The sequence below is a fragment of the Rhizobium sp. CBN3 genome (assembly GCF_030518245.1).
In the GTDB taxonomy this organism is placed as follows: Bacteria; Pseudomonadota; Alphaproteobacteria; order Rhizobiales; family Rhizobiaceae; genus Rhizobium; species Rhizobium aethiopicum_A.
In genome coordinates this window covers 224,956-246,309 of record NZ_JAULSE010000001.1, presented here as the reverse complement: position 1 = coordinate 246,309, position 21,354 = coordinate 224,956, and the positions used below count along the sequence as shown (strand labels likewise).

Genomic DNA, 21,354 nt, shown 5'->3' with positions numbered 1-21,354 from the left:
CGAATAAGGTCGTCTATTTCAAGGAACCCGCCTATGACGCAGAAAATCGTTCCCGTGATCATGGCCGGCGGCAAAGGCACGCGGCTCTGGCCGCTTTCCCGTGCGACCGCGCCGAAACAATTCATCCAGTTCGTGGGCAATAAGACGCTGTTTCAGGAAACGCTCGAACGCGTTTCCGATGCCGAGCTCTATGAAGCTCCGATCGTCGTCACCAATGAGGAGTTCCGCTTCCTAGTCGCCGAGCAGGCGCGCGAGCTTGCCATCCCGCTCGCCGCCGTCTTGCTCGAACCGGTCGCCCGCAATACCGCCGCCGCGGTCGCTGCCGCTGCAACGCTTGCCGCTGACCTCTTTGGCAAGGGCACCATCATCCAGATGCTCGCGTCAGATCATGAAATCCTCGCCGACAAGAGCTATTTCGACTGTATCCGCATCGCTCGCGAGGCGGCGGGCGACGGCAGGCTCGTCACCTTCGGCATTAACCCGACCGAGCCGGCGACGGGTTATGGCTATATCGAGATCGGCGATGCGCTTGATAACGGCGCTCACAAGGTGAGCCGCTTTGTCGAGAAGCCGATATTGGACGAAGCCCAGCGGATGCTCGCCGACGGCGGCTTCTACTGGAACTCGGGCATCTTCATGTTCCCGGTGACGGAACTTCTTGCCGAGCTGCAGGAATATGCGCCCGAGGTGCTGAAGGCCGCAAGCAAGGCTGTTTCCAAGGCAAGCCGCGATCTCGACTTCACCCGCCTCGATGCCGACCATTTCGCCAAGAGCCCGGATATATCGATCGATTATGCGGTCATGGAAAAGACCTCGAAGGCGGCGGTCGTCCCCTCGCCATTCCGGTGGTCGGACATGGGAAGCTGGGATGCCGTTTGGAAATCGGGCAAACGCGACGATAACGGCAATGTCGCCGCCGCCAACACGACCGTCGTCAACACCCGCAACTCGCTGGTCATGACCCATGGCGTGCACCTTGCCGTCCAAGGCATGGAGGATGTCGCCGTCATCGCCAGCGAAGACGCCGTCTATGTCGGACCGCTGAAAGACAGCCAGAATGTCGGGCAGTTGGTCAAGATGCTGGCCTCCTCCTCGGCGACGGCAAAATTCGCCGAAACGCATCCGACATCGTACCGACCGTGGGGCGGCTATACCTCTATCTTCAACGGCGACCGCTTTCAGGTGAAGCGCATCTTCGTCACGCCGGGCAAGAAGCTTTCGCTGCAAAAACACCACCATCGCTCCGAGCACTGGGTCGTCGTAAAGGGAACGGCCGAGGTGACGATCGGCGACAATGTGCAGATGCTGCGCGAGAACGAAAGCGTCTATATCCCACTCGGGGAAGTCCATCGTCTCGCCAATCCCGGCAAGATCGTCCTCGAGCTCATCGAGGTTCAGACGGGCTCCTATCTCGGCGAGGACGATATCATCCGCATCGTCGACGAATTCGGAAGAACGTAAGCCAAGCGCCGGAACGGCCGGCGGGCCAGGTCAGCCCGCCGGCCGTTCCGACATGCCCACCATCCCTGTTGAATTCCCTTGCGGGATTCTCGTAGAATGAATGAGCCGACAGACCTGACAGGAGATGTCCTCTGATGCGTACCCTGCCCGCCCTCGCCGGATTTCTTTCAATCCTGCTGCCGGCAATCGCCTTTGCCCAAACGGCAAACATGCGCGCCGCAAGCGAGGCGGAAATCCGCCAGCATCTGCCCGGCACGTCGGAGCTGAAAGAAAGCAGCAACGGCTATGAATATCGTGAGGGCAGCAAGAATGGCTACAAGATCAACAATGGCGAGGTCTGTGTCCGGTTTCCCGACAAGTCGACCGACTGCGTCAACGTAAAGACTGACGGCAAGAATTTTCAGATGATCGACCGCAAGGGCGGCCGAACCAGATTCTGATTTCGGCCCGGCTTATCTTGCCTGTTTATCGTGCCGACGCCGTCTCACCGCTCTTGTCGACAACGAATTCGGCGATCAGCCCTGAATGGTTGGAGCCGAGATTGTCGTCGAGGCGTTTCAACGACGTCAGGTGAAGCGGCGCGCGCGCGAATGTGTGATCGATGGCGATCCCGAACCGACCGGCGGCGATCGGCCATGTCGCCGGTTCTGGCGCCATAGTCTTCAGCTTCTGCTTGCGCAGGAGAACCTGAATGCTCGGAGCAATCGACGACGAATTGAAATCGCCGGACAGCACCAGCGGACCTGAGATCGCATCAAGCGCTCTGCTGAGATCTGCCAACTCTTCCATCTGGTAATCGTCGAAATAGGGTTTGGTCAGATGGGCCGATACGAGATTGACGGTTTGGCCGCCGAAATCGACGCTCGCTGCGACCAGCCTGTCTTTCCGCAAGCTGCCGATGCTCGCGACCTGGCGGGTCACGAACGGGCGTTTGGACAGCACCAGCGTATCGCAGCTGTCTTTGCCGTTGTCGCAGCCGATATGATACGGATAGACCTTGAACAATCGCTGCAGATGGAACGTCAGCGGCTTGGCTTCGAGCAGATTGACGACATCGGCGTTCGAAGCGATCACCATATCCGCGATGGCGGTCGAATTTTTCCAGTTATCGATCGCAACGTTGAACGACATCAGCCGGAAAAGCGGCGCCGTTCCCGTTCCCCTGTCGTCCTCCGCAAATTCACGCAGCATGATAACGCCGTGCGCCGTCAGGAGCAGCGAGACAAGCAGAAGGACAAAGCCGTAGGCATGCCTTCTGACAGCCAGGATGACGAGGCTGGCGGCGACGAATGTGAGGCCGAGATGGATCTGAAAACTGTAAATGAAGGAGAGCAGCCAGAAGTTCGTGAGATAGCGCAGCGACACGACCGCAATGGCCAGGGTCAGAAACGCAGAGAGAATCCAATAAATTATGTTTCTCATCAATCCCTGGTTCCGCCTGAACAGGATGTCGCCCGAAAACCCCTCAACCTTTCGGCATCATGCTCAAGACGACCCGCCGCCCATAACATGCAAGCTGTTATGGTGCAATGCAGCATAATGTCCGGAGACGACGACAGCGGCCTCGCATCGGGTGCTAATCTTTCAAACGCCTATCGACTCGGTCTCTTTTTATCCTGTAAGTGGGTGCCATTTTACGGAATCGGCTTTTGCCGTCGGCAGGGAGCCGAGAAAAAGGTGGGAATGCGCTACTTCATTACAGGCACGGCCGGCTTTATCGGTTTTCATCTGGCCAGACGCCTGTTGCAGGAAGGGCATGAGGTGACGGGCTTCGACGGCCTCACGCCTTATTACAACGTCAAGCTCAAAGAGATGCGTCACGCCGCACTCTCTCAGTTTCCGGCCTTCCGGCCTGTCATATCAATGCTTGAGGACCGGCCGGCGCTGGAGGCGTCAGTCTCCGCGGCCGCGCCTGACATCCTGATCCATCTCGCCGCGCAAGCCGGAGTCCGCTACAGCCTGGAAAATCCCGAAGCCTATATACATTCGAACGTCGAAGGCTCCTGGAACATCATGGAAATCGCCCGGCGGGTTGAAGTCCGCCATTTGATGCTGGCCTCGACATCATCGATCTATGGCGCCAACGCGACTGTACCCTTCCGCGAGACCGATCGCGCCGACGAACCACTGACCATCTATGCCGCGACGAAGAAATCGATGGAGCTGATGGCGCACAGCTATGCCCATCTCCACAAGATTCCGACGACGGCCTTCCGTTTCTTCACCGTCTATGGCCCATGGGGCCGGCCCGATATGGCGCTGTTCAAATTCGCCAAGAACATGCTCGAAGGCCAGCCGATCGAGATCTACGGCGAAGGCAATATGAGCCGCGACTTCACCTATATCGACGACCTCATCGAAGCGATCGTCAGGTTGTCGGCAATTGCCCCGAGCGAGGAAAATCGTCTCGGTGACGCTGGGATCGAAACGCTTTCGCGTCAGGCGCCCTTCCGCGTCGTCAATATCGGCGGGGGTCAGCCCGTCAGCCTGATGGATTTCGTCGAGACGGTGGAAAAAGCGCTCGGCCGCCCTGCCATCCGTAAGATGCTGGCAATGCAGAAGGGTGACGTGCCGCGCACCTTCGCGGCCCCCGATCTGCTCGTGGCACTGACGGGATACAAGCCCGACACGACACTGGATGTCGGCGTCAAGGCCTTCGTCGATTGGTATATCGACGTGCGTCGCGAACTGGACGCCTGAAGCGCGTTGTTAGATTTACGCAATTCCCGGAATTGCTTAGCGGAGAAGCCTGACTGCTTCCACAGCACCGACCGCCGTCGAGAATACATAGCCGATGGCAATGCTCAGGCTCTGCGAATAGGCCTTGAGCTGAGAGCCCCTACCCTTGACGGCAGCCGGGCCGCGCAGAACGAGAGGAACGCTCGGCCGCACGAAACCGGCGCGCGTCGTCAGGGGAATTTCAGGCGAATGGCCGATGGCGGAAGTGTAGATCAGGTCGCGCGCGAGGCTCGCCGGCCCGATGGCGAAGGCCGGGCCGGCGGCCGCGGCAATGCTCAAGGTCAGGGTGATGGCGGCAAGAGTTTTCTGCATGTCGAAGTCCCCGTTTTCGGATCGGCGGGCTTTCGTTTCGCCCGGCTCCAAGCGATCGACGCGTCTGTCCACGCTTCGTCCGCCTTCATGAGAACACTCTACACGTCAGTATTTGCAGGGCTTTTAAGCAGATCGATCAAATTTTACGAAATTTGACTTTCTATACGGAAGGGCTCGAGGCAGGCATGAAAATGCCTTGGCCGGCGGCTGGACGGCGGCATCGGCAAAACGTCCAGGATTGGACGCTGATCGCAATCTAGAGAATGCGATCCAGCTTCTTGTTGATATGCAGGTTCGGCATCAATCCCGCACTTTGGGCGGCATGATAGGACTCTCGCGCCGCATCGAACGAGATCGACCACATAATGGCGCTCAACAGCAGCGCGATAATATAGATCTGAATACGCATCGATCTGCCGATACGGAAAGAGCAAGGCAGTTTTGTGTCAAAAAATGAGCGTATAACGCGAAACAATACGCTTTAAGAGCCGCTGAGATGGGGCGCCGGGCATATCAGAGCGCCGTGCGTGGAATTCATCCTGATCGAGAGTAGGAAAGTCGCAGCTTGCGTCCTCGCCCGGAAGCGCCGCTCGCACAAATAATCAATCGATTGACTTATTTTATCAAAGGCGCTATAAAATGTCATGATCCAAGAACGCGACGACCTAAATCCGCCAGCTTCAGCCCGCGCCGAGATCGCGCGCCAGAAAATGCTGTCCGCTGCTCTCGATGTCTTCGGGCGCTACGGTTTCGATGGCGCCTCGACGCGCCAGCTGACTGAAGCCGCCGGCGTCAACCTGCAGGCGATCCCCTATTATTTCGGCAGCAAGGAAGGCCTCTACATCGCCACCGCCGAATATCTGATGATGAGGATCGATGCGCATGTCAGCGGCATGAGGGCGCGCATCGGCGCGCATCTGATGGCGCTCGACGCGGCCGGCGAGCCGCTCGTCGAAGCCGACGCCCGCCTCTTCCTGACCGAAGTTCTCCAGACCATGGTGACGCTCTTCGTCGCCAAGGAATCAGAACCCTGGGCCCGCTTCCTCATCCGCGAGCAGATGGAGCCGACCGAAGCTTTCAAGCGGGTTTATCGGGGCATCATGCGGCCGATGATCGAAATGGGCCGGCGCCTGGTCGGCGCCATTCTCGGCGAGGACCCGGCGTCCGAACATGTGCGCCTGCGCACTTTCAACCTCGTCGGCAGCATCCTCATCTTCCGCTTTGCCCACGCCTCCGTACTCGCCCAGATGGAATGGGACGCCTTCGGCCCGGAACAGGTGGAAATCCTGCGGGGCCTTGCTGCCGAACTGGTCGATGTCATCGGCCCGCCGAAAGGAGGCGCAGCATGAAACGCATCCTTCCGCTCGTGATCCTTCTCCTCCTTGCCGCAGGTGCCGCCGCATGGTGGTATGGCTTGCCCGAACGGCTCGGCTGGCTGCCCGAGGCGCGGCGCGAATTCGTTCTTTACGGCAATGTCGATATCCGTCAGGTCTCGCTCGGCTTCCGCGTCAGCGGCCGCCTCTCCGAACTGCGCGTCGACGAGGGCGATGTCGTCAGGAGCGGCACGGTTCTGGCGAAGCTCGACGCCGCCCCCTATGAATTCGCCGTCCGCTCCGGCGAGGCCAATGCCGCGGCCCTTCGCGCGACGCTCGACAAGCTGAAGGCTGGCCCGCGGCCGACCGAGATCGCCCAGGCGCGAGCTGCCTACGACGAAAGCCTCGCGGATCTGCAGAATGCCAACCTCGCTTACGACCGCGCCCGCCAGCTTCGCCCGCAGGGCACGATTTCCGAAGCGAACCTCGACCAGGCGACCGCCGCAAAGGCGATGGCCGCCGCCCGCTCGCAATCCGCCAACGAGGCGCTGAAGCTGCTGCAGGAAGGCTCGCGCGTCGAGGATATCGCCGCCGCCGACGCCCAGCTGAAGGCCGCCGAGGCCACACTCGCCTCGGCCCGAACCTCGCTCGCAGACACCGAACTGCGTGCTCCGAACGACGGCGTCATCCTCTCGCGGGTGCGGGAGAACGGCGCGATCGTCTCGCCGGCCGATACCGTCTTCGTGCTTTCCCTGACAACGCCGGTCTGGGTGCGCAGCTATGTCGCCGAACCCGATCTCGGCCGCATCCACCCCGGCATGAAAGTATCCGTCGCCTCCGATACCCTGCCGGATAGACCCTATGAAGGCACCATCGGCTTCATCTCGCCGGTCGCCGAATTCACGCCGAAGTCGGTGGAAACGCCTGAACTGAGGACCGATCTCGTCTATCGCCTGAGGATCGTCATCGACAGGCCCGGCCCCGACCTGCGGCAGGGCATGCCGGTCACCGTGCGGCTGTCCACGCCGCCGGCAGGCGGACAATGACTGCCCCCGAACCCGGTCGGGACGCCAAGCCGCTCGTTCGGATCGACGGCGTCACCAAACGCTTCGGTGATGCGCCCGCAGCCCTCGACGCCGTCTCCGGCGTCATCGGCGGCGGCGCGATCACCGGCCTCGTTGGCCCCGACGGCGCCGGCAAGACGACGCTGATCCGGCTGATGACCGGCCTGATGCTGCCCGACACCGGAACGATGGAAGTTCTGGGCTTCGACACCAGAAAGAACGCCGCCGCCATTCAGACGGCGATCGGCTACATGCCGCAGCGCTTCGGTCTTTATGAGGATCTCTCGGTGCAGGAGAACCTCGACCTCTATGCCGATTTGCGCGGCCTGCCGAAGAGCGAACGCGCCGGCGCCTTCGACGAACTGCTGACCTTCACCGACCTCAAGCGCTTCACCGGCAGGCTCGCCGGAAAGCTCTCCGGCGGCATGAAACAGAAGCTCGGCCTTGCCTGCGCGCTTCTGAAAAAGCCGCGCCTGCTGCTGCTCGACGAACCGGGCGTCGGCGTCGATCCGATCTCGCGCCGCGACCTCTGGAAGATGGTCGAGAACCTGACGAAGGAAGGCATCGGCGTGGTCTGGTCGACCGCCTATCTCGATGAGGCCGAAGCCTGCGACCACGTGCTGCTCTTGAACCAGGGAAAACTGCTCTTCTCGGGAAAACCGAATGAAATGACCGAGCGCGTCAGCGACCGCGTCTTCCGGGTATCCGATGTCACCGGCCGCCGTCGGCAGGTTCTCGCCGAACTCCTGCAGGCCGATGGCGTCATCGACGGCGTGATTCAGGGCGAGGCGATCCGCCTCGTCGCGGCCAGCGGCAAGACGCCCGATATCGGCAAGGCCGGCAACGGCGCATCGCTTTCCCCTGCCCCACCGCGTTTCGAGGACGCATTCGTCGATATGCTCGGCGGCGGCCCCGGCGGCCGCTCCCGGCTCGCCGAAGCGCAAGAGCCGCTGAAGGCCGAGGGCGACCGCCCGGTGATCGAGGCGAGGGGCTTGACCAAGCGCTTCGGCGATTTCACCGCCGCCGACGACATCAGCTTCGATATCCGCCGCGGCGAGATCTTCGGCCTGCTTGGGCCAAACGGCGCCGGCAAGTCCACCACCTTCAAGATGCTCTGCGGCCTGCTGAAACCGACCGGCGGCGAAGGCCGTGTCGCCGGTTTCGATCTTCGCCGCGACGCTGCCGAAGCGCGCAATCAGCTCGGCTATATGGCACAGAAATTCTCGCTCTACGGCGATCTTACAGTCATGCAGAACCTGGAATTCTTCGCCGGCGTCTATGGCCTTCGCGGGCAGCGAAGACGCGAGCGCATAGAGCTGATGGCCGATATTTTCGATTTCGGCCGCCACGCCCGTGAACCCGCCAAGGACCTGCCGCTCGGGCTCAAGCAACGCCTGGCGCTTGCCTGCGCCGTCATGCACGAACCGCGTGCCCTCTTCCTCGATGAACCGACCTCGGGCGTCGATCCGATCACTCGCCGCGAGTTCTGGACGCATATCAACGGCTTGGTCGAAAAAGGCGTCACCGTGCTCGTCACCACCCATTTCATGGACGAGGCGGAATATTGCGACCGCATTTCGCTGATCTACCGCGGCCGCTCGATCGCACTCGGTTCTCCCGATGAGTTGAAGGCACGCGTCGCGACAAAGGACGCGCCGGATCCGACGATGGAGGACGCCTTCATCGCGCTGGTGCAACAATCGGAAGCGGAGGATGCGGCATGAGCATTTCCTCCGGCCGGCTCCGGCGTCTTGCAGCTCTGGTGCGCAAGGAAAGCTTCCAGGCGATCCGCGACCCGAGCAGCATCCTCATCGCCTTCGTGTTGCCGCTGATCCTGCTCTTCCTCTTCGGCTACGGCGTCTCGCTCGATACAACGCGTACCCGCATAGGCCTCGTGACCGAGGAGATGACGCCGCTGACGCAGGACCTCGCGGCCAGCTTCCGGGCCTCGCGCTATTTCGACGTGGCGATCGGCCGTGACCGCCGCCTGTTCGAAGAAGATCTCGTGATCGGACAGGTGCGCGGCATCGTCGTCATCCCGGCCGATTTCACCACCCGTTATACCGCCGGCAACCGCCCGCAGGTCCAAGTGATTGTCGACGGCTCCGATCCGAACACGGCGAACTTCGTCCAGAACTATGCGCAGGGCGCCGTTGTCAACTGGGAACAGCAGAGGCAGGCGGACGTCGCCTCCCACAGTCCCGCCATCACAGTCGAGCAGCGCTTCTGGTTCAATCCGGAGCTGACCAGCCGCAATTTCCTCGTGCCGGGCTCGATCGCCATCGTCATGACGCTGGTCGGCACGCTGCTGACCTCACTCGTCGTCGCCCGCGAATGGGAGCGCGGGACGATGGAAGCAATGATGGCGACGCCGGTGACGGCCGTCGAGCTGCTTGCCGGCAAGATCCTGCCCTATTTTCTGCTCGGCCTCACCTCGATGACGCTCTGCGTGCTGCTTGCGGTCTTTCTCTTCGGCGTGCCGTTCCGCGGCTCCGTCGCCGGCCTTTATGCGCTGTCGGCCGCCTTCCTGATCCCGGCGCTCGGGCAAGGCCTGTTGATCTCGACGGCAACCAAGAACCAGTTCCTCGCCTCGCAGCTGGCGCTGATCTCCGCCTTCCTGCCGGCCTTCCTGCTCTCGGGCTTCCTGTTCGAGATCAACTCCATGCCCAAGATCATCCAGTGGATCACCTTCATCGTGCCGGCGCGCTACCTGATCCCCAGCCTGCAGACGGTGTTTCTCGCCGGCGACATCTGGCCGATGTTCGGTCGAGCAGTCTCGGTCATGCTGACGATCGGCGGCGTCATGTTCGTCCTGGCCGCACGCAGCACCAGAAAGAGGATCGGCTGAGATGGGATGGACAAGGCTCTACGCCCTCATCGTCAAGGAATTGCTCGCCGTGCTGCGCGACCCCAAGGGCCGCGCCATCCTGATCGGCCCGCCGATCGTCCAGCTCCTCGTCTTTTCGTATGCGGCGACGCTCGAAGTGCGCAATGTCGACGTCATGATCCTCAACCGCGACAGCGGCCATTGGGGCCAGGAGCTGATCGAGCGCATCGATGGCTCGCCGACCTTCCGCAATATCGAGATCGCCGCCGAACAGGCGCAGGTCCAGGTGGCTATCGACAATCAGGCGGTCATCGCGGCGGTCGAAATCGGCCCGGATTTCTCCCGCAATATCGAAGCGGGAACGCCGACCGACCTGCAGGTGGTGCTCGACGGCCGCCGTTCCAACGCCTCGCAGATCGTCGCGGGCTACCTCTCGCAGATCGGCGCGACGCTTGCCGCCGAGACACCGGCCGGCAAACGCGCCGGCGCCAGCATCGTCTCATCCGTGCCGCGCAACTGGTTCAACCCGAACCTCACCTATCAATGGTTCATGGTGCCGAACCTGATCGCCAGCATCGCGCTCCTGATCGGCCTGATCGTCACGGCGCTGTCGATCGCCCGCGAGCGCGAGCTCGGCACCTTCGACCAACTGATGGTCTCGCCGTTGCGCCTGCACGAGATCCTGATCGGCAAGCTGATCCCGCCGATGATGATCGGCCTCTTCCACATCACCGTCTATATCCTCGCCGCCGTCTTCCTCTTCGAGGTGCCGCTGCGCGGCTCGCTCTTCCTGCTTTACGGCAGCGCCATCTTCTATCTCGGTTCTGTCGCCGGCCTCGGTCTTTTCATCTCGGCGCTGTCGATGACGCAGCAGCAGGCGATCCTCGGCGCCTTCCTCTTCATGGTCCCGGCCATGCTGCTCTCCGGCTTCGCGACCCCGATCGAAAACATGCCGGGCTGGCTGCAGCCGATAACCTACGTCAATCCGCTGCGCTATTTCCTGGTGATCGTCAAAGGCGTTTTCCTCAAGGATATCCCGTTGAGCGAAGTGGTGAACCAGACCATCCCGCTGGCGCTGATCGCCACCGTCACGCTCAGCGCCGCCGCCTGGCTCTTCCGCCGGCGCCTGGAATAATCCCAGTCCCACACATGCTGCGGCCGTCTCACAGAATGTAAACCGGCCTTCCAAAGCGTGACTCTTTGCTGCTGGAACCTCGATTTGGCGTCGTCGTTACCCAAACGCAACCCCAGCAAAGGAGAAGCAAAATGTACAAGATTCTACTTGTCTCCAGCGCCCTTGCGCTGTCGTCGCTTGCCACCAACGCCCTGGCTGACGGAGCCGTGACCGGCGCTGCCGGCGGCGCCATCACCGGCGCGATCGTCGGTGGCCCCGTAGGCGCTGCCGTGGGCGGCATAGCCGGCGGTGTTGCCGGCGCCGTGGTCGATCCGCCGCCGCGTGAGGTCGTTACCTACGTTCAGCAGCAGCCGGCCCCGACCTCCCGCGTGGTCGTCGAGCAGCCGATCGTCGTCGGCAAGCCGCTTCCGGCCGATGTCGTCGTCACTCCGGTGCCCGACAACCCGAAATACGCCTATACGGTCGTCAACGATCGTCGTGTGATCGTTGAACCCCGCACCCATAGAGTCGTGCAGGTCATCGAATAATCAAGCGGTCGAGACCGCCTGCTGCGGCTCGACCACCTCCGGCCCCGCTTCGGCGGGGCCTTTTTTCTACGTTTGCACCAACAATCAATCGGCGCGCGATAGCACGGCAAACCGTCGTCTGAACGGCGGCTTCCATATTCCAAGCGGAGATCAGACTTTCAGCTCGCGACGCTCGCGCTCCGTCACCATGGCAAGGTCGAGGACCTTCTGCAGGTTGGCGGCGTGGCGGAAGTTGGGGTCGGGCTGGATGCCGCTTGCCACCGCTTCGGCGAAGCGCTGGTAGTTGGTCGGCACCGGCGGCACTTCGATCTCCTTCCAGGTGGCGGTCTCGGCATCCTCTCCGAGGCACCCCCGCAACTCGGACTCGGCCGGGCGATGGATGACCTCGAGGCTGCCCTTTTCGCCATAGATGCGCAGCTTCAGCTCATTCAGATGGCCCGTCGCCCAGCGGCTGGCATGGATGACGCCGAGCGCGCCGTTGGCGAAATCGACAGCCATGGTAAAGCTGTCATTGGCGTCGAGCATATACTCGCCGATCTGGCCGCCCGGCGCCTTGTTGAACGTCTTCAGCCGGGCAAAGACGTGGTCGATGTCGGTCGCGGCGCCATACGCGGCGAAATCGAGGATGTGGATGCCGACATCGCCGAGCACCCCGTTCGAGCCGTGGCCGGTGGAAAGCCGCCACAGCCAGGTCGATTCGGTGCGCCAGTCGCCCCAGGCGCGCGAGACGAGCCAGCTCTGGAGATAGGAGGCCTCCACATGCTTGATCGTGCCGAGTTCGCCGGCGAGCACGATTTCGCGGGCGCGCTGCAGCGGCGCGACGTTGCGATAGGTGAGATTCACCATGTTGATGACACCGGCCTTTTCGGCCGCTTCCGTCATCTCCAGCGCCTTCGGATAGTTTTCCGCCAGCGGCTTCTCGCAGAGCACATGTTTGCCGGCCGCAATCAGCGCCATGGTGGTCGGGTGATGGATGCGATCGGGCGTGATGTTCGTCGCCGCATCGAACTCACCCCAGGCGATCGCCTCATCCAATGAATGAAACCGCTTCTCGATGTTGAACTTGTCGGCAAAGGCGGAAAGCCGATCGGGATCGGTGTCGACGGCGCCAACCACCGTCACGCCGTCGATTTTGCTGAAGTGGGTGAGCTGGTTTTTCGCCATCACGCCCGTGCCAAGAACGAGTAGTCGCATGAATGCTCCTCAGCGGTAACCGGCTTCGCCGGCGTGGTGCAGTTTCGGGCCGCGTTCGACGATCGGCTCCAATGCCTTTTCCACCGGCACATTTGGAGCGTCGGTAATGCCAGTCAACGCGCCTTCAGGGTTGTAGGCCCACTTGACGCCGTTGATCAGCACCTTCTGGACGGTGGCGTCGTGATAGGTCGGATAGGTCTCATGGCCCGGGCGGAAATAGAAGATGTTGCCGGCGCCGCGGCGCCAGGTCAGGCCCGAGCGGAACACTTCCCCGCCCTGGAACCAGGAGATGAACACCGTTTCGAGCGGCTCCGGCACCGAGAACTGCTCGCCATACATTTCTTCGTTCTCGAGCTCGAAATGCTCGCCGATGCCGGCGGCGATCGGATGGCGGGGGTTGATCGTCCACAGCCGCTCGCGCTCGCCCGCCTCGCGCCATTTCAGCGCGCAGGGCGTGCCCATCAGCCGCTTGAAGATCTTCGAGAAATGGCCGGAATGTAAGACGAGAAGGCCCATGCCTTCCCAGACGCGCTTGGCGACGCGCTCGACGACGACATCGGAGACCGCGCCATGATCCTTGTGACCCCACCAGGTCAGGACGTCGGTTTCGGCAAGGCGGGCCTCGCTCAGCCCGTGCTCCGGCTCCTGCAGCGTCGCCGTGATCGCGGAGATGGCGGGATCGGTATTCAGCGCATTGGCGATCGTCGTATGCATGCCTTCCGGGTAGATGCCCCGGACGACCGCATTGGTATTCTCGTGGATATTCTCTCCCCAGACGACGGTGCGTATGGCCATGCTGTGCTCCTCTGGAAGCTGGAAGGATCGTTAGGTGGGAAAGGCAGAATTCAAAGCGCTTTGGAAAAAGGCGCCGGGTGCGCCTCGATCTCCACAACGTCCGAGCAACACATAGCGCTTTGTCAGGAGTTTGACAAAGGGGAAATTTTCTCTCGTGAAACGCCGGAGGATCCTCTGAGATATAACAATGAAATCAATGAGAAACGGATTTCGAGAACAGATTGACGACGATGACGCCCGATATGATCAGTCCGAGGCCGACAATGGCCGGCAGGTCGAGGCGCTGCTTGAAAAAGATCAGGCCGACCGAAGAAATCAGCACGATTCCCAAAGCGCTCCAAATCGCATAGGCGATGCCGACGGGAATGCTCTTCAGCGTCAAGGACAGGCAATAGAAGGCCGCCGCATAACAGGCGACGACAAGCGCCGTCGGCCCGATGCGGGTAAACTGCTGCGACAATTGCAGCGCCGTAGTGCCGATGACTTCGAGCACGATGGCTGCAAAGAGCAGCCCGTAGATGGCGGCCTGGCTCATGACGAATTCCTTTTCGGATTACTTTCCCGTGAGCTCGACGAGACGGCTGATGAGATTCCGCCTCAGAGCACTGCTGATGTCGTGGCTCTCCAACGTGTCGGCGAACCACAGCCCGTCGGCGGCGAACCGCACGATTTGTGCATCGAGCGAGGAGTCGGTGCCGACATATTCCTCAGCCCGCGCCTGCACCCATTGGCGCCAGCGAAGGCGCAGCCTGGGTTCGGCGAGAAGCGCGATCGTCACCTGCGTCCAGCTCCTGGAATCGTCGGGGCGATCCTTGAGACCGGACACCGCCCTGAGATAGGCCCGGGTGAAGCGCCCCTGCGGCACGGGATCGCCGCGCATCAGCTCCTCGATATCCGCATCGAACCTTTCGAGCAGACTCTCGAAAAGCGCGTCGAGCAGCGCATTCTTCGTCGGGAAGTGATGCAGCAATCCGCCCTTGCTGACGCTGGAGGCGGCGGAGACTGCATCGAGTGTCACGGCCGCCATGCCTTCGCTGGCGGCAAGACGCGCTGCGACCTCCAGCAATTCCTGGCGCACGAGAGCCGGTTGTTTCTTGCGATGATGAGCGTTTGACATGCCAAATAAAGATACCGTCCGGACGGTTTTGTCAAGAAGAATCGGTGCAAACCCCTGCTCCACAGGCATTATGCGCGAAATGCCGCGGCACCTCGATGACAGTTGCGATCATTTTCCATCAGGTGCATGAAGGATCGGGGAATGGAATGATATCGGGGATGGTTTCGTGACGGAGAAGGTCACCACTCTATACGAGGCGATCGGCGGCGATCCCGCCGTGCGGGCGCTGACCAACCGCTTCTATGCGCTGATGGATACGCTGCCGGAGGCAAGCAACGTGCGTGCTGTGCACCCGCCGAGCCTCGAAGGCAGCGAAGAGAAATTCTACGAATATATGACCGGCTATCTCGGCGGCCCGTCGCTTTATACCGACAAGCGCGGCCATCCGCGCCTGCGCAGCCGCCATTTCGTCGCCGAGATCGGCCCGGTCGAGCGCGACGAATGGCTGCTCTGTTTCCGCCGCGCGCTCGACGAGACGACATCGAGCCAGGCGCTGCGCGATCTCATCTGGGCGCCGGTCGAGCGCCTTGCCTATCACATGCAGAATAAGGCCCCTGACGACAAGGAACAACCATGAGCCTGAACGCGCGCCTGGAGCCGGTGCTCTATCTCTTTGCCGGCCTGTTCGGCGTCGCCGGCGTGGCGCTCGCCGCGCTTGCCGCCCATGGCGGCGGTGAGGCCAACCTTGCGGCATCCGCCTCCGCCATGTGCCTCGCGCACGCCCCCGCCCTGCTCGCCTTGGCTCTCGGCACCGCCAAGCTCAAAACCGCCTGGCTGGCCGGCTTTCTGATGATTGTCGGAACGCTGCTCTTTGCCGGCGATCTGGTCTCGCTGCGTTTTGCCGGTTCCGGCCTCTTCCCTTATGCCGCGCCCACCGGCGGCTGGGCGATGATGCTCGGCTGGCTGGCCGTGGCGGCGGGTGCTGTCTTGCGAGTTCGCTCCTGAGAGAGCTTTGACTCATCCGCAACTGGGCGGCTTATGGAAGGCACCCCCTCTCCTCCCTCATCCCTGTGCTCGTCACAGGGATCCAGTGCGCCCAAGTCCTTGGGCGCGGAAGACTCATTCATTGCAGAGAGTCAATCACGGCGCGGACGCGCCGTGGCTGGATTCCTGTGACGAGCACAGGAATGAGGGAGGATAAAGAACCCTCGCCTTCTCCATACAAATGCATCAACCGCTATCAGATACCCTCGACCACTTTAAAACCCTCAAAAACCGGCGGCCCTTTATACATCGCCTTGCGGTCTCCGGCATTGCGATGCGCAGCGCGAAAATTCTCGGACTTCGTCCAGTTCTGAAAATCCTCTTCGCTCTTCCAGACCGTGTGCGAGGAATAGAGCGTATAACCCTCTTCTTCGTTGCCCTTGCCGCGCAGCAGCCGGAATTCGACGAAACCGGGCACCTCGGCCAGGCCGGAATCGCGATTGCGCCAGACCGTCTCGAAATCGCCCTCACTCCCGGTTACGACCTTGAAGCGGTTCATTGCGATATACATGGAATCTCCTCAGGCTTTCCGTTTGCCCGCCCTTATCGCAGGCGAGGGAAAGGCGAGAATATTATTGCCGTTTGCCGCCGCCGCGCCAAGCGGTCTTGTCGCCGCTTCCCCAGGCATTCGCGCCTCCCAGGTCGGGAACAGCGTCACATTCTGGTAGATCTGCCGGCGTTCGGCATGCTGCTGAAAAAGCTCGTAAAGCTCGGGCACGAGGCCGTCGCCGCTCTGCGCGGCGAGCTTGTGCAGGCCGATCATGGTGAAGCCGTCGGGGCGCTTGTCATTCATCGGGAATTGTCTCGTTCGTTCATCGTCTGCAGCGCACGTTCCAGGCTGGACTTGCTGCCGTTTCGAAGCGGGATGAAGGCCTTGCTGAACTTCTTGCAGCCGGTCTTCACGCGCAGGCAGGCATCATGGCTGATACAGTCGATGGGGCAGAACACGCAGTCGACAGAGGGTAGCAAGGTGTCGATGCGCGAAACCGCCTCGCGCAGGCCGCCATCGTGATGAATGAGCTCGGCGCCGAAATTGCTGGCGATCTGGCGCAGATGCGCCACCTGGCAGTCGCGGCCGCCGACATAAAGGAAACTGCGGCCATCCAGTTTGGTTCGTCCGTTGGATGCCTGGCCGACCTCCTCGCCCGCGGTCTCGCGGACCTCCCGGTTCGATCCCTTCTTGCCCTTGCGAGCCATATGCCACCCGTTCGCTCGTTGATCGTCACACGATTCCTGCGTGTGTGGACGGACCTTATTAAACCTGATTTTTGGAGTAAAGTATAAAGTTGATATTTTTATCATATTATCTCGGCGTCACCTGAACCGGAAAGGTGTATGTGCGTGAGGATGCTACCATATCATCCGGCATAGCCGGAAGATTGCAGGAAGCCACCCTGCCAAGAGCGGCACGATCCACTTCAGGCAAGCTTGAACCCCGGACGATGCCCGATGCTGTGATATTGCCGCTGGGATTGACCGTGATACGAACAGTTAAGCTGGCATGAGCCGTACGATACCGCGCCTCCATACGGTCGACACAACGGAACAATCGTGCAACGAGCTTACCTTTGTAGTTGGCTTCCGACGCACCGCCGGCTCCATTCCGCCCGCCCAACGTGCGTGAATTCTCGCTGGAGTTGGCGTTTGCTTGCCCGTCCGCAGCGCCTCGGCGTGCCTCCTCTTTGGCATCCCCCTCCGAACCTTGGGCCTTTTTCGGCGGCTGTTTTCTTTCCGCCGATTTCTTTTCAGCGGGCTTTTCCAGCTTCGGTTTCGGCTGAGGCTTCGCAATCTCTACTGGCGGTTTCGGCTCAGGAGAAATCGCAGCCGTCTCGAGGGGCTTGATCTCCTCTAGCTCTGAGGGCATTGCGGCCACCACCGGCTGAGCAGACATTAACTGAGTCTCTACCGGCTGCTTCGGCACCACCGTCGACATCGGCTGTACGACTGAAGTTTCCGCAGGGGTTTCCGATACAAGAACTTCCGGCTCCGCAGCCGTCACCGTCTCCGCTGACTGACGTGTAATCCCCTGCGTCGGTTGAACAGCCTCGACAGGCTCCGCATCGGTCGGCTGGACGGCCTCCGGCTGTACCTCTGCTGTCTCTACCGGTTTGATCTCATCAGGTTCGACAGCTTCTGGAACGATCTCTTCCTGTATTGTGACATCGGTCTCGCCGGCTGCGCTCTGATCGGCGTCAGAACTGCCGAGCATAACGACGCTGATCGCTTCGCCTGCTTCCATCAGCGTCTCGTCCGAAGGCATGGGCATAACGACCAGCAGCGCTGCGGCCAACGCCACATGGAAAATCAGCGAACCGACACACGTCAGCGCCACCCGCCGCCGCACCGGCTTCTGCTCGTCTTCCTGCTTCTCCACCGCCGCATCCATCGGCGGCGCGGAAGCGGGAGCGGCCGGTTCGGCTTCCGGATGATCGGGAAAGGAAGAGATCTGCGCAAAACGTGTGTAGTGGATCACCGTCTCGCCGGCCGGCTGCCGCTGCGCGTTTCGCAGTTCCGGAAGCTCGTGGCCGGGGTGCATGCCGGGCGTATTGTCGTTCAGGCTGCGGTCGGCGTCCGCCTCCTCGATGAGCACGTGTCTCGATCTGGATTTCGCTGAAATCGCCATTCTTTACGCCTCGGACAGCCAGAAACATGTCCGCCGGGGTTCATCCCCCGGCGTCTTCTCATCCTTCGAAGGGGACGGAGATCTGCGAGCGGGTGACGAGACCCTTCATACATTCACCGGCGACCGGCCCGTCGCAGACCGGCGTGTCGTTGATGAGGATGCGGGTCACGCTCTCGCATTTGACATTCGGCATGTCGAACTGACGCACGCGCTTCTTGCCTTGGGGCAGATCGCGGAAGTCGAGAACGGTGATGCGGTCGAAGGCATTCTTTTCATTGAAGAAGGCGAGCTCGAAGGAAACCTTGTTGATGGCGGCGGGCAACTTGTTGAGCGCCACAAAGGTCATCATGCAACCCTTCTGCGAGGGCGCCAGCGCATTGAGTTCGACATCGAGGGAGGCTGCCGGCGCCGCCTCCTGCGCCTGGGCTACGCTTGCAACCGTCATCACCAAGCTGGCCGCAAAGGCCGCAAACCTACCCGTCATAATCGTCTCCGCATTGTCGCGAGCCGTCGGCGGACGGCTTCGTAGCAGCAATCTCACAAACTTGACTGTATTAGTCTTCTATTGCGTTTTTAAAAAACCATGAGTCGGAAAGTCAAGTTAATTGTAAACCCAATCGGAGAGCGTAGATGGCCGGCCTCACGGAATTGCCAGCCGAAATAACGGTCAAAAGCCAGACACCTTTAAGAATGTGCCACCGTCCTGCGAGCTGCCGGCGCAGCACCGGATCGTCGAAAGCGCATGGGCCTGACCTCGGGCCAAAATCTGCACCCCGTCAAATCAGATCAGACGACCGCCGCCGCTCTCGCCTCCGTCGACCTTGTCGGCTTCGACGGCCGCTTTTGCCAGGGCCTTTCGGGCAGCGAGCAGCGGCGCGTGCAGCTTACCCGCGTTCTCTGTTAGATTTCCGAACCCGTCGTCGACGGCAAGCCCTGCTGGCTGCTGCTCGACGAAACCGTTTCGAGCCTCGACATCAGCCCCAGCTGACGATCATGATGCACGACCTGAACCTGACCGCTCTTTTTGCCGACCGCGTCGTCCTGATCAAATCACCCGGCTCGCCCCGCCGGAAGCATCAAGGAAGTGCTGACAGACGAGACGATGCTTTCGGTCTTCGGTTGCGCGCTGCGAATCAACCAGATCCCGGCCGACGGCACGCCTTTCGCCCTCGCCCCACAGCGCCCTCTCCCCTGCCGGAGCCTGCGCGGGCGGAACTTTTGCCCCCGCAACACGTTGTCGGCAATGATCTGGGTCAATGCCGGGCGACATCATTCATGCAACGGACGGTGGTGACCCCTCGTGCGAAAATAGGCGGGCTTGCGCGCGCCCACCAATGGAGACAGCCATGAGCTATTCTATATTCCAGTCCGGCCGCAGCCGCCGCAACGGCACCTTCCACAATCTCGAATCCGGTATAGAAGACCAGATCGAAGCATTGCGCGACGAGCTTGCCGAACTGACGCGTCTGGTCGGCAAAAACTCACGACACCAGAGCGAGAAGTTTCGCAGCCAGGCGAGCGCCGGCTTTGAGGAACTGCTCGGCCGCAGCGAGGATCTGCTGCGCGAACTGCAGCACGGTTACGAGCGCGGCGCAACCGAAATGCGCGAGACGGTGCGCAATCATCCGCTGGCAACCATCGGCGCCGCTGCCGCATTGGGCTTGGCCATCGCCTTCCTCGCCCGTCGCTGAGGAAGCGCGATGCTGTCGATCCTCAGCCTGCTGACGGGCGCAAGCGTGCATCGCAGCCTCGCCCGCGCCAAACGCACCAGCATCTTCATCGCGGTTGCCGCGCTCTTCCTCCTCACAGCCTATGCGCTGGCGGTGGCCGCCGGCGCCATTTGGCTCGCCGGCATCTACGGTCCGCTCGCCGCCGTCCTCTTCCTGGCCGTCGGCGCGCTGCTGGTCGCAATCATTGTGCTGGTCGTGATGTCGATCATCAACGCCCGCGAGGCACGCCGCGCCCGCGATCGCCGCGCGGCGCTGGAATCTCTGGCGACGGTAGGCATCGGCCTCGTCCGAGCCCAACCGCTGCTCACCGCCGGCGTCCTGGCCGCGATTGTCGCGGCCAACCTTATGGGTTCGAAGCGGGAGGATTGATCGGCATAGATGCTCCTGATCGTTCTGAGAAGGGGCGATGAAAAGCGAATTTGCACACCAACGGAGGATTTGGGTAGGACGCCCACCCCAACCTCCCTCATTCCTGTGCCTGTCACAGGAATCCAGCCACGGCGCGTCCGCGCCGTGAATGACTCTCATCAAAACAAAATTAGTCTCTCGCGCCCAAGGACTTGGGCGCACTGGATTCCTGGGACGAGCACAGGAATGAGGGAGGAAAGGTAAGCGCTGGAATGGCGAAGCCATCACGTGGGGCGTCATCGCCCATCCAACGACCCAAAATGCGCGCCCAGGAAGCACGCCCGGCGCCTCCCATTCACAATCCCGTCAAAACGCAAAAGCCTTCGAGGTCAGCGGCGCCGAGGTCGCATCCGGGCCGAAATCGGCCTCGCCTGATATCTGCAGCAGTTCCTGCAGGCGCTGCCGCGCGCGGTTGACGCGGCTCTTGATGGTGCCGACGGCGCAGCCGCAGATTTCCGCCGCCTCCTCGTAGGAAAATCCCGAAGCACCGACGAGGATGATCGCCTCGCGCTGGTCCGGCGGCAGCTGATCGAGCGCCTTCTTGAAATCCTGCAGATCGAGCGCGCCATATTGCGAGGGATGCATGGCCATCGATTCCGTGAACAGCCCATCGCTGTCCTGCACCTCGCGACCGCTCTTGCGCATCTGGCTGTAGAGTTCGTTACGCAGGATTGTGAAGAGCCAGGCCTTCATATTGGTGCCCATCTCAAAATGATCCTGCTTGGCCCAGGCCTTCATGATCGTGTCCTGGACGAGATCGTCGGCGCGATCATGCCGTCCGATCAGCGAAATGGCAAAAGCGCGAAGGCTAGGGAGGGCCGCCAGCAATTCCCGCTTGAAGCTGGGTTGCAGTTTCTCTTCCATGCGACGATCCTATTCGGCCATCTTGGCAGAAGCCATCATTTCAGCATGGTCGAGCTTTTCGAGAAGGTCGAGAAAACGATCGGGGATCGCCTCTTCCTGTGCCGCGGCATAGAGCGACCGCAGCTTGACGCCGATCTGATTGTTCGGGTCCAGAATATCGCTTGCCCGCAGCTCCAGCTTCCGCTGATCCGCCGCCTCTTTATTGCGTGTAGTCATCAACTCGTCTTCTCACCGTTATCTGTTCCAGAGGCGTGCAAATCA

Annotated in this window: 27 protein-coding genes and 1 pseudogene; 14 read left to right on the top strand and 14 right to left on the bottom strand. The window is 61.4% G+C overall.

Annotated elements, in window-relative coordinates; genetic code table 11:
• Positions 1-33: 33 nt before the first annotated feature.
• Both QWJ46_RS01300 and QWJ46_RS01295 read left to right on the top strand, forming a co-directional pair.
• A complete protein-coding gene (locus QWJ46_RS01300) occupies positions 34-1,461 on the top strand; it encodes a mannose-1-phosphate guanylyltransferase/mannose-6-phosphate isomerase (RefSeq protein ID WP_302748713.1) in 1,428 nt (475 codons plus the stop codon).
• A gap of 134 nt (positions 1,462-1,595) precedes the next feature.
• Positions 1,596-1,901: a hypothetical protein gene (locus tag QWJ46_RS01295; RefSeq protein WP_064804435.1), complete on the top strand. Its 306-nt coding sequence runs from the start codon at positions 1,596-1,598 to the stop codon at positions 1,899-1,901.
• Positions 1,902-1,926: 25 nt separating this feature from the next.
• On the opposite strand, the gene QWJ46_RS01290 is transcribed toward QWJ46_RS01295, so the two are convergent.
• Positions 1,927-2,883, bottom strand: a complete 957-nt coding sequence (locus QWJ46_RS01290; RefSeq protein WP_302748712.1) for an endonuclease/exonuclease/phosphatase family protein — start codon at positions 2,881-2,883, stop codon at positions 1,927-1,929.
• A 261-nt stretch (positions 2,884-3,144) separates the two neighbouring features.
• Between QWJ46_RS01290 and QWJ46_RS01285 the strand changes: the two genes are divergently transcribed.
• A complete protein-coding gene (locus QWJ46_RS01285; RefSeq protein WP_184453799.1) occupies positions 3,145-4,161 on the top strand; it encodes an NAD-dependent epimerase/dehydratase family protein in 1,017 nt (338 codons plus the stop codon).
• Positions 4,162-4,197: 36 nt separating this feature from the next.
• Here the strand turns inward: QWJ46_RS01285 and QWJ46_RS01280 are convergent, their stop codons facing one another.
• Both QWJ46_RS01280 and QWJ46_RS01275 read right to left on the bottom strand, forming a co-directional pair.
• The gene (locus QWJ46_RS01280; RefSeq protein ID WP_302748711.1) at positions 4,198-4,584 is read right to left on the bottom strand and encodes a hypothetical protein; all 387 of its coding nucleotides are present in this window, start codon (positions 4,582-4,584) and stop codon (positions 4,198-4,200) included.
• Positions 4,585-4,768: 184 nt separating this feature from the next.
• The gene (locus tag QWJ46_RS01275; protein WP_009988813.1) at positions 4,769-4,921 is read right to left on the bottom strand and encodes a hypothetical protein; all 153 of its coding nucleotides are present in this window, start codon (positions 4,919-4,921) and stop codon (positions 4,769-4,771) included.
• Positions 4,922-5,156: 235 nt separating this feature from the next.
• Here QWJ46_RS01275 and QWJ46_RS01270 point away from each other — a divergent pair, with 235 nt between their 5' ends.
• The 6 genes from QWJ46_RS01270 to QWJ46_RS01245 all read left to right on the top strand — a co-directional run bounded on the left by QWJ46_RS01270 (position 5,157) and on the right by QWJ46_RS01245 (position 11,378).
• On the top strand, positions 5,157-5,861 hold the full coding sequence (locus QWJ46_RS01270; RefSeq protein WP_184453795.1) for a CerR family C-terminal domain-containing protein: 705 nt from the start codon (positions 5,157-5,159) through the stop codon (positions 5,859-5,861).
• Positions 5,858-6,871, top strand: coding sequence for a secretion protein HlyD (hlyD, locus tag QWJ46_RS01265; protein ID WP_184453793.1), 1,014 nt, complete (start codon positions 5,858-5,860; stop codon positions 6,869-6,871). Before QWJ46_RS01270 ends, hlyD begins: the two co-directional genes overlap by 4 nt.
• Positions 6,868-8,613, top strand: coding sequence for an ATP-binding cassette domain-containing protein (locus tag QWJ46_RS01260; protein ID WP_302748710.1), 1,746 nt, complete (start codon positions 6,868-6,870; stop codon positions 8,611-8,613). The genes hlyD and QWJ46_RS01260 overlap by 4 nt, the downstream gene beginning before the upstream one ends.
• A complete protein-coding gene (locus QWJ46_RS01255) occupies positions 8,610-9,737 on the top strand; it encodes an ABC transporter permease (RefSeq protein ID WP_184453789.1) in 1,128 nt (375 codons plus the stop codon). The genes QWJ46_RS01260 and QWJ46_RS01255 overlap by 4 nt, the downstream gene beginning before the upstream one ends.
• Before the next feature lies 1 nt (position 9,738).
• Positions 9,739-10,851: an ABC transporter permease gene (locus QWJ46_RS01250; protein ID WP_184453787.1), complete on the top strand. Its 1,113-nt coding sequence runs from the start codon at positions 9,739-9,741 to the stop codon at positions 10,849-10,851.
• A 131-nt stretch (positions 10,852-10,982) separates the two neighbouring features.
• Positions 10,983-11,378 (top strand): DUF1236 domain-containing protein, encoded by a 396-nt coding sequence (locus QWJ46_RS01245; protein ID WP_064804450.1) that lies wholly within the window; start codon positions 10,983-10,985, stop codon positions 11,376-11,378.
• Positions 11,379-11,528: 150 nt separating this feature from the next.
• Here QWJ46_RS01245 and QWJ46_RS01240 read toward each other — a convergent pair whose 3' ends face one another.
• From QWJ46_RS01240 to QWJ46_RS01225, 4 genes are all read right to left on the bottom strand, one after another.
• Positions 11,529-12,572, bottom strand: a complete 1,044-nt coding sequence (locus QWJ46_RS01240) for a Gfo/Idh/MocA family protein (protein WP_302748709.1) — start codon at positions 12,570-12,572, stop codon at positions 11,529-11,531.
• Between the two features lie 9 nt (positions 12,573-12,581).
• The gene (locus QWJ46_RS01235) at positions 12,582-13,367 is read right to left on the bottom strand and encodes a ThuA domain-containing protein (protein ID WP_302748708.1); all 786 of its coding nucleotides are present in this window, start codon (positions 13,365-13,367) and stop codon (positions 12,582-12,584) included.
• Positions 13,368-13,560: 193 nt separating this feature from the next.
• A complete protein-coding gene (locus QWJ46_RS01230; RefSeq protein ID WP_064804454.1) occupies positions 13,561-13,902 on the bottom strand; it encodes a multidrug efflux SMR transporter in 342 nt (113 codons plus the stop codon).
• Positions 13,903-13,920: 18 nt separating this feature from the next.
• The gene (locus QWJ46_RS01225; protein WP_085779146.1) at positions 13,921-14,484 is read right to left on the bottom strand and encodes a TetR/AcrR family transcriptional regulator; all 564 of its coding nucleotides are present in this window, start codon (positions 14,482-14,484) and stop codon (positions 13,921-13,923) included.
• 166 nt (positions 14,485-14,650) lie between these two features.
• Between QWJ46_RS01225 and QWJ46_RS01220 the strand changes: the two genes are divergently transcribed.
• Positions 14,651-15,061, top strand: coding sequence for a group II truncated hemoglobin (locus QWJ46_RS01220; RefSeq protein ID WP_302748707.1), 411 nt, complete (start codon positions 14,651-14,653; stop codon positions 15,059-15,061).
• Entirely contained in the window at positions 15,058-15,429 is a 372-nt protein-coding gene (locus tag QWJ46_RS01215; RefSeq protein WP_302748706.1) for a DUF423 domain-containing protein, read from the top strand. Before QWJ46_RS01220 ends, QWJ46_RS01215 begins: the two co-directional genes overlap by 4 nt.
• Before the next feature lie 235 nt (positions 15,430-15,664).
• On the opposite strand, the gene QWJ46_RS01210 is transcribed toward QWJ46_RS01215, so the two are convergent.
• From QWJ46_RS01210 to QWJ46_RS01190, 5 genes are all read right to left on the bottom strand, one after another.
• A complete protein-coding gene (locus tag QWJ46_RS01210) occupies positions 15,665-15,979 on the bottom strand; it encodes an antibiotic biosynthesis monooxygenase (RefSeq protein ID WP_302748705.1) in 315 nt (104 codons plus the stop codon).
• A gap of 9 nt (positions 15,980-15,988) precedes the next feature.
• Positions 15,989-16,261 carry a hypothetical protein gene (locus QWJ46_RS01205; RefSeq protein ID WP_184453775.1) on the bottom strand — a complete coding sequence of 91 codons (273 nt, stop codon included), beginning with the start codon at positions 16,259-16,261 and terminating at the stop codon, positions 15,989-15,991.
• Positions 16,258-16,665 (bottom strand): DUF2325 domain-containing protein, encoded by a 408-nt coding sequence (locus tag QWJ46_RS01200; protein ID WP_302748704.1) that lies wholly within the window; start codon positions 16,663-16,665, stop codon positions 16,258-16,260. Before QWJ46_RS01200 ends, QWJ46_RS01205 begins: the two co-directional genes overlap by 4 nt.
• A 106-nt stretch (positions 16,666-16,771) precedes the next feature.
• Positions 16,772-18,091: a TonB family protein gene (locus QWJ46_RS01195; protein WP_302748703.1), complete on the bottom strand. Its 1,320-nt coding sequence runs from the start codon at positions 18,089-18,091 to the stop codon at positions 16,772-16,774.
• 58 nt (positions 18,092-18,149) lie between these two features.
• Positions 18,150-18,575 (bottom strand): hypothetical protein, encoded by a 426-nt coding sequence (locus tag QWJ46_RS01190; protein WP_302748702.1) that lies wholly within the window; start codon positions 18,573-18,575, stop codon positions 18,150-18,152.
• 255 nt (positions 18,576-18,830) lie between these two features.
• Here QWJ46_RS01190 and QWJ46_RS01185 point away from each other — a divergent pair.
• The 3 genes and pseudogenes from QWJ46_RS01185 to QWJ46_RS01175 form a co-directional block, all read left to right on the top strand.
• Positions 18,831-19,265 (top strand): annotated as a pseudogene (locus QWJ46_RS01185) (iron ABC transporter); the annotation flags it as partial.
• A 172-nt stretch (positions 19,266-19,437) separates the two neighbouring features.
• Entirely contained in the window at positions 19,438-19,782 is a 345-nt protein-coding gene (locus QWJ46_RS01180; protein WP_184453767.1) for a DUF883 family protein, read from the top strand.
• A gap of 9 nt (positions 19,783-19,791) precedes the next feature.
• Positions 19,792-20,190 (top strand): hypothetical protein, encoded by a 399-nt coding sequence (locus QWJ46_RS01175; protein WP_302748701.1) that lies wholly within the window; start codon positions 19,792-19,794, stop codon positions 20,188-20,190.
• A gap of 345 nt (positions 20,191-20,535) precedes the next feature.
• On the opposite strand, the gene QWJ46_RS01170 is transcribed toward QWJ46_RS01175, so the two are convergent.
• Positions 20,536-21,093 (bottom strand): RNA polymerase sigma factor, encoded by a 558-nt coding sequence (locus tag QWJ46_RS01170; protein WP_011426507.1) that lies wholly within the window; start codon positions 21,091-21,093, stop codon positions 20,536-20,538.
• Between the two features lie 9 nt (positions 21,094-21,102).
• Positions 21,103-21,309 (bottom strand): NepR family anti-sigma factor, encoded by a 207-nt coding sequence (locus tag QWJ46_RS01165; RefSeq protein WP_011426508.1) that lies wholly within the window; start codon positions 21,307-21,309, stop codon positions 21,103-21,105.
• Positions 21,310-21,354: the final 45 nt, after the last annotated feature.

Bases quoted from the DNA above. Each gene is read 5' to 3' on its own strand.
- QWJ46_RS01175 (WP_302748701.1), top strand. From the start codon at position 19,792: ATGCTGTCGATCCTCAGCCTGCTGACGGGCGCAAGCGTGCATCGCAGC.
- QWJ46_RS01170 (WP_011426507.1), bottom strand. From the start codon at position 21,093: ATGGAAGAGAAACTGCAACCCAGCTTCAAGCGGGAATTGCTGGCGGCC.
- QWJ46_RS01180 (WP_184453767.1), top strand. From the start codon at position 19,438: ATGAGCTATTCTATATTCCAGTCCGGCCGCAGCCGCCGCAACGGCACC.
- QWJ46_RS01195 (WP_302748703.1), bottom strand. From the start codon at position 18,091: ATGGCGATTTCAGCGAAATCCAGATCGAGACACGTGCTCATCGAGGAG.
- QWJ46_RS01300 (WP_302748713.1), top strand. From the start codon at position 34: ATGACGCAGAAAATCGTTCCCGTGATCATGGCCGGCGGCAAAGGCACG.
- QWJ46_RS01190 (WP_302748702.1), bottom strand. From the start codon at position 18,575: ATGACGGGTAGGTTTGCGGCCTTTGCGGCCAGCTTGGTGATGACGGTT.
- QWJ46_RS01200 (WP_302748704.1), bottom strand. From the start codon at position 16,665: ATGGCTCGCAAGGGCAAGAAGGGATCGAACCGGGAGGTCCGCGAGACC.
- hlyD (WP_184453793.1), top strand. From the start codon at position 5,858: ATGAAACGCATCCTTCCGCTCGTGATCCTTCTCCTCCTTGCCGCAGGT.
- QWJ46_RS01295 (WP_064804435.1), top strand. From the start codon at position 1,596: ATGCGTACCCTGCCCGCCCTCGCCGGATTTCTTTCAATCCTGCTGCCG.
- QWJ46_RS01255 (WP_184453789.1), top strand. From the start codon at position 8,610: ATGAGCATTTCCTCCGGCCGGCTCCGGCGTCTTGCAGCTCTGGTGCGC.
- QWJ46_RS01270 (WP_184453795.1), top strand. From the start codon at position 5,157: ATGATCCAAGAACGCGACGACCTAAATCCGCCAGCTTCAGCCCGCGCC.
- QWJ46_RS01240 (WP_302748709.1), bottom strand. From the start codon at position 12,572: ATGCGACTACTCGTTCTTGGCACGGGCGTGATGGCGAAAAACCAGCTC.
- QWJ46_RS01235 (WP_302748708.1), bottom strand. From the start codon at position 13,367: ATGGCCATACGCACCGTCGTCTGGGGAGAGAATATCCACGAGAATACC.
- QWJ46_RS01230 (WP_064804454.1), bottom strand. From the start codon at position 13,902: ATGAGCCAGGCCGCCATCTACGGGCTGCTCTTTGCAGCCATCGTGCTC.
- QWJ46_RS01290 (WP_302748712.1), bottom strand. From the start codon at position 2,883: ATGAGAAACATAATTTATTGGATTCTCTCTGCGTTTCTGACCCTGGCC.
- QWJ46_RS01165 (WP_011426508.1), bottom strand. From the start codon at position 21,309: ATGACTACACGCAATAAAGAGGCGGCGGATCAGCGGAAGCTGGAGCTG.
- QWJ46_RS01275 (WP_009988813.1), bottom strand. From the start codon at position 4,921: ATGCGTATTCAGATCTATATTATCGCGCTGCTGTTGAGCGCCATTATG.
- QWJ46_RS01215 (WP_302748706.1), top strand. From the start codon at position 15,058: ATGAGCCTGAACGCGCGCCTGGAGCCGGTGCTCTATCTCTTTGCCGGC.
- QWJ46_RS01205 (WP_184453775.1), bottom strand. From the start codon at position 16,261: ATGAATGACAAGCGCCCCGACGGCTTCACCATGATCGGCCTGCACAAG.
- QWJ46_RS01260 (WP_302748710.1), top strand. From the start codon at position 6,868: ATGACTGCCCCCGAACCCGGTCGGGACGCCAAGCCGCTCGTTCGGATC.
- QWJ46_RS01250 (WP_184453787.1), top strand. From the start codon at position 9,739: ATGGGATGGACAAGGCTCTACGCCCTCATCGTCAAGGAATTGCTCGCC.
- QWJ46_RS01210 (WP_302748705.1), bottom strand. From the start codon at position 15,979: ATGTATATCGCAATGAACCGCTTCAAGGTCGTAACCGGGAGTGAGGGC.
- QWJ46_RS01245 (WP_064804450.1), top strand. From the start codon at position 10,983: ATGTACAAGATTCTACTTGTCTCCAGCGCCCTTGCGCTGTCGTCGCTT.
- QWJ46_RS01285 (WP_184453799.1), top strand. From the start codon at position 3,145: ATGCGCTACTTCATTACAGGCACGGCCGGCTTTATCGGTTTTCATCTG.
- QWJ46_RS01225 (WP_085779146.1), bottom strand. From the start codon at position 14,484: ATGTCAAACGCTCATCATCGCAAGAAACAACCGGCTCTCGTGCGCCAG.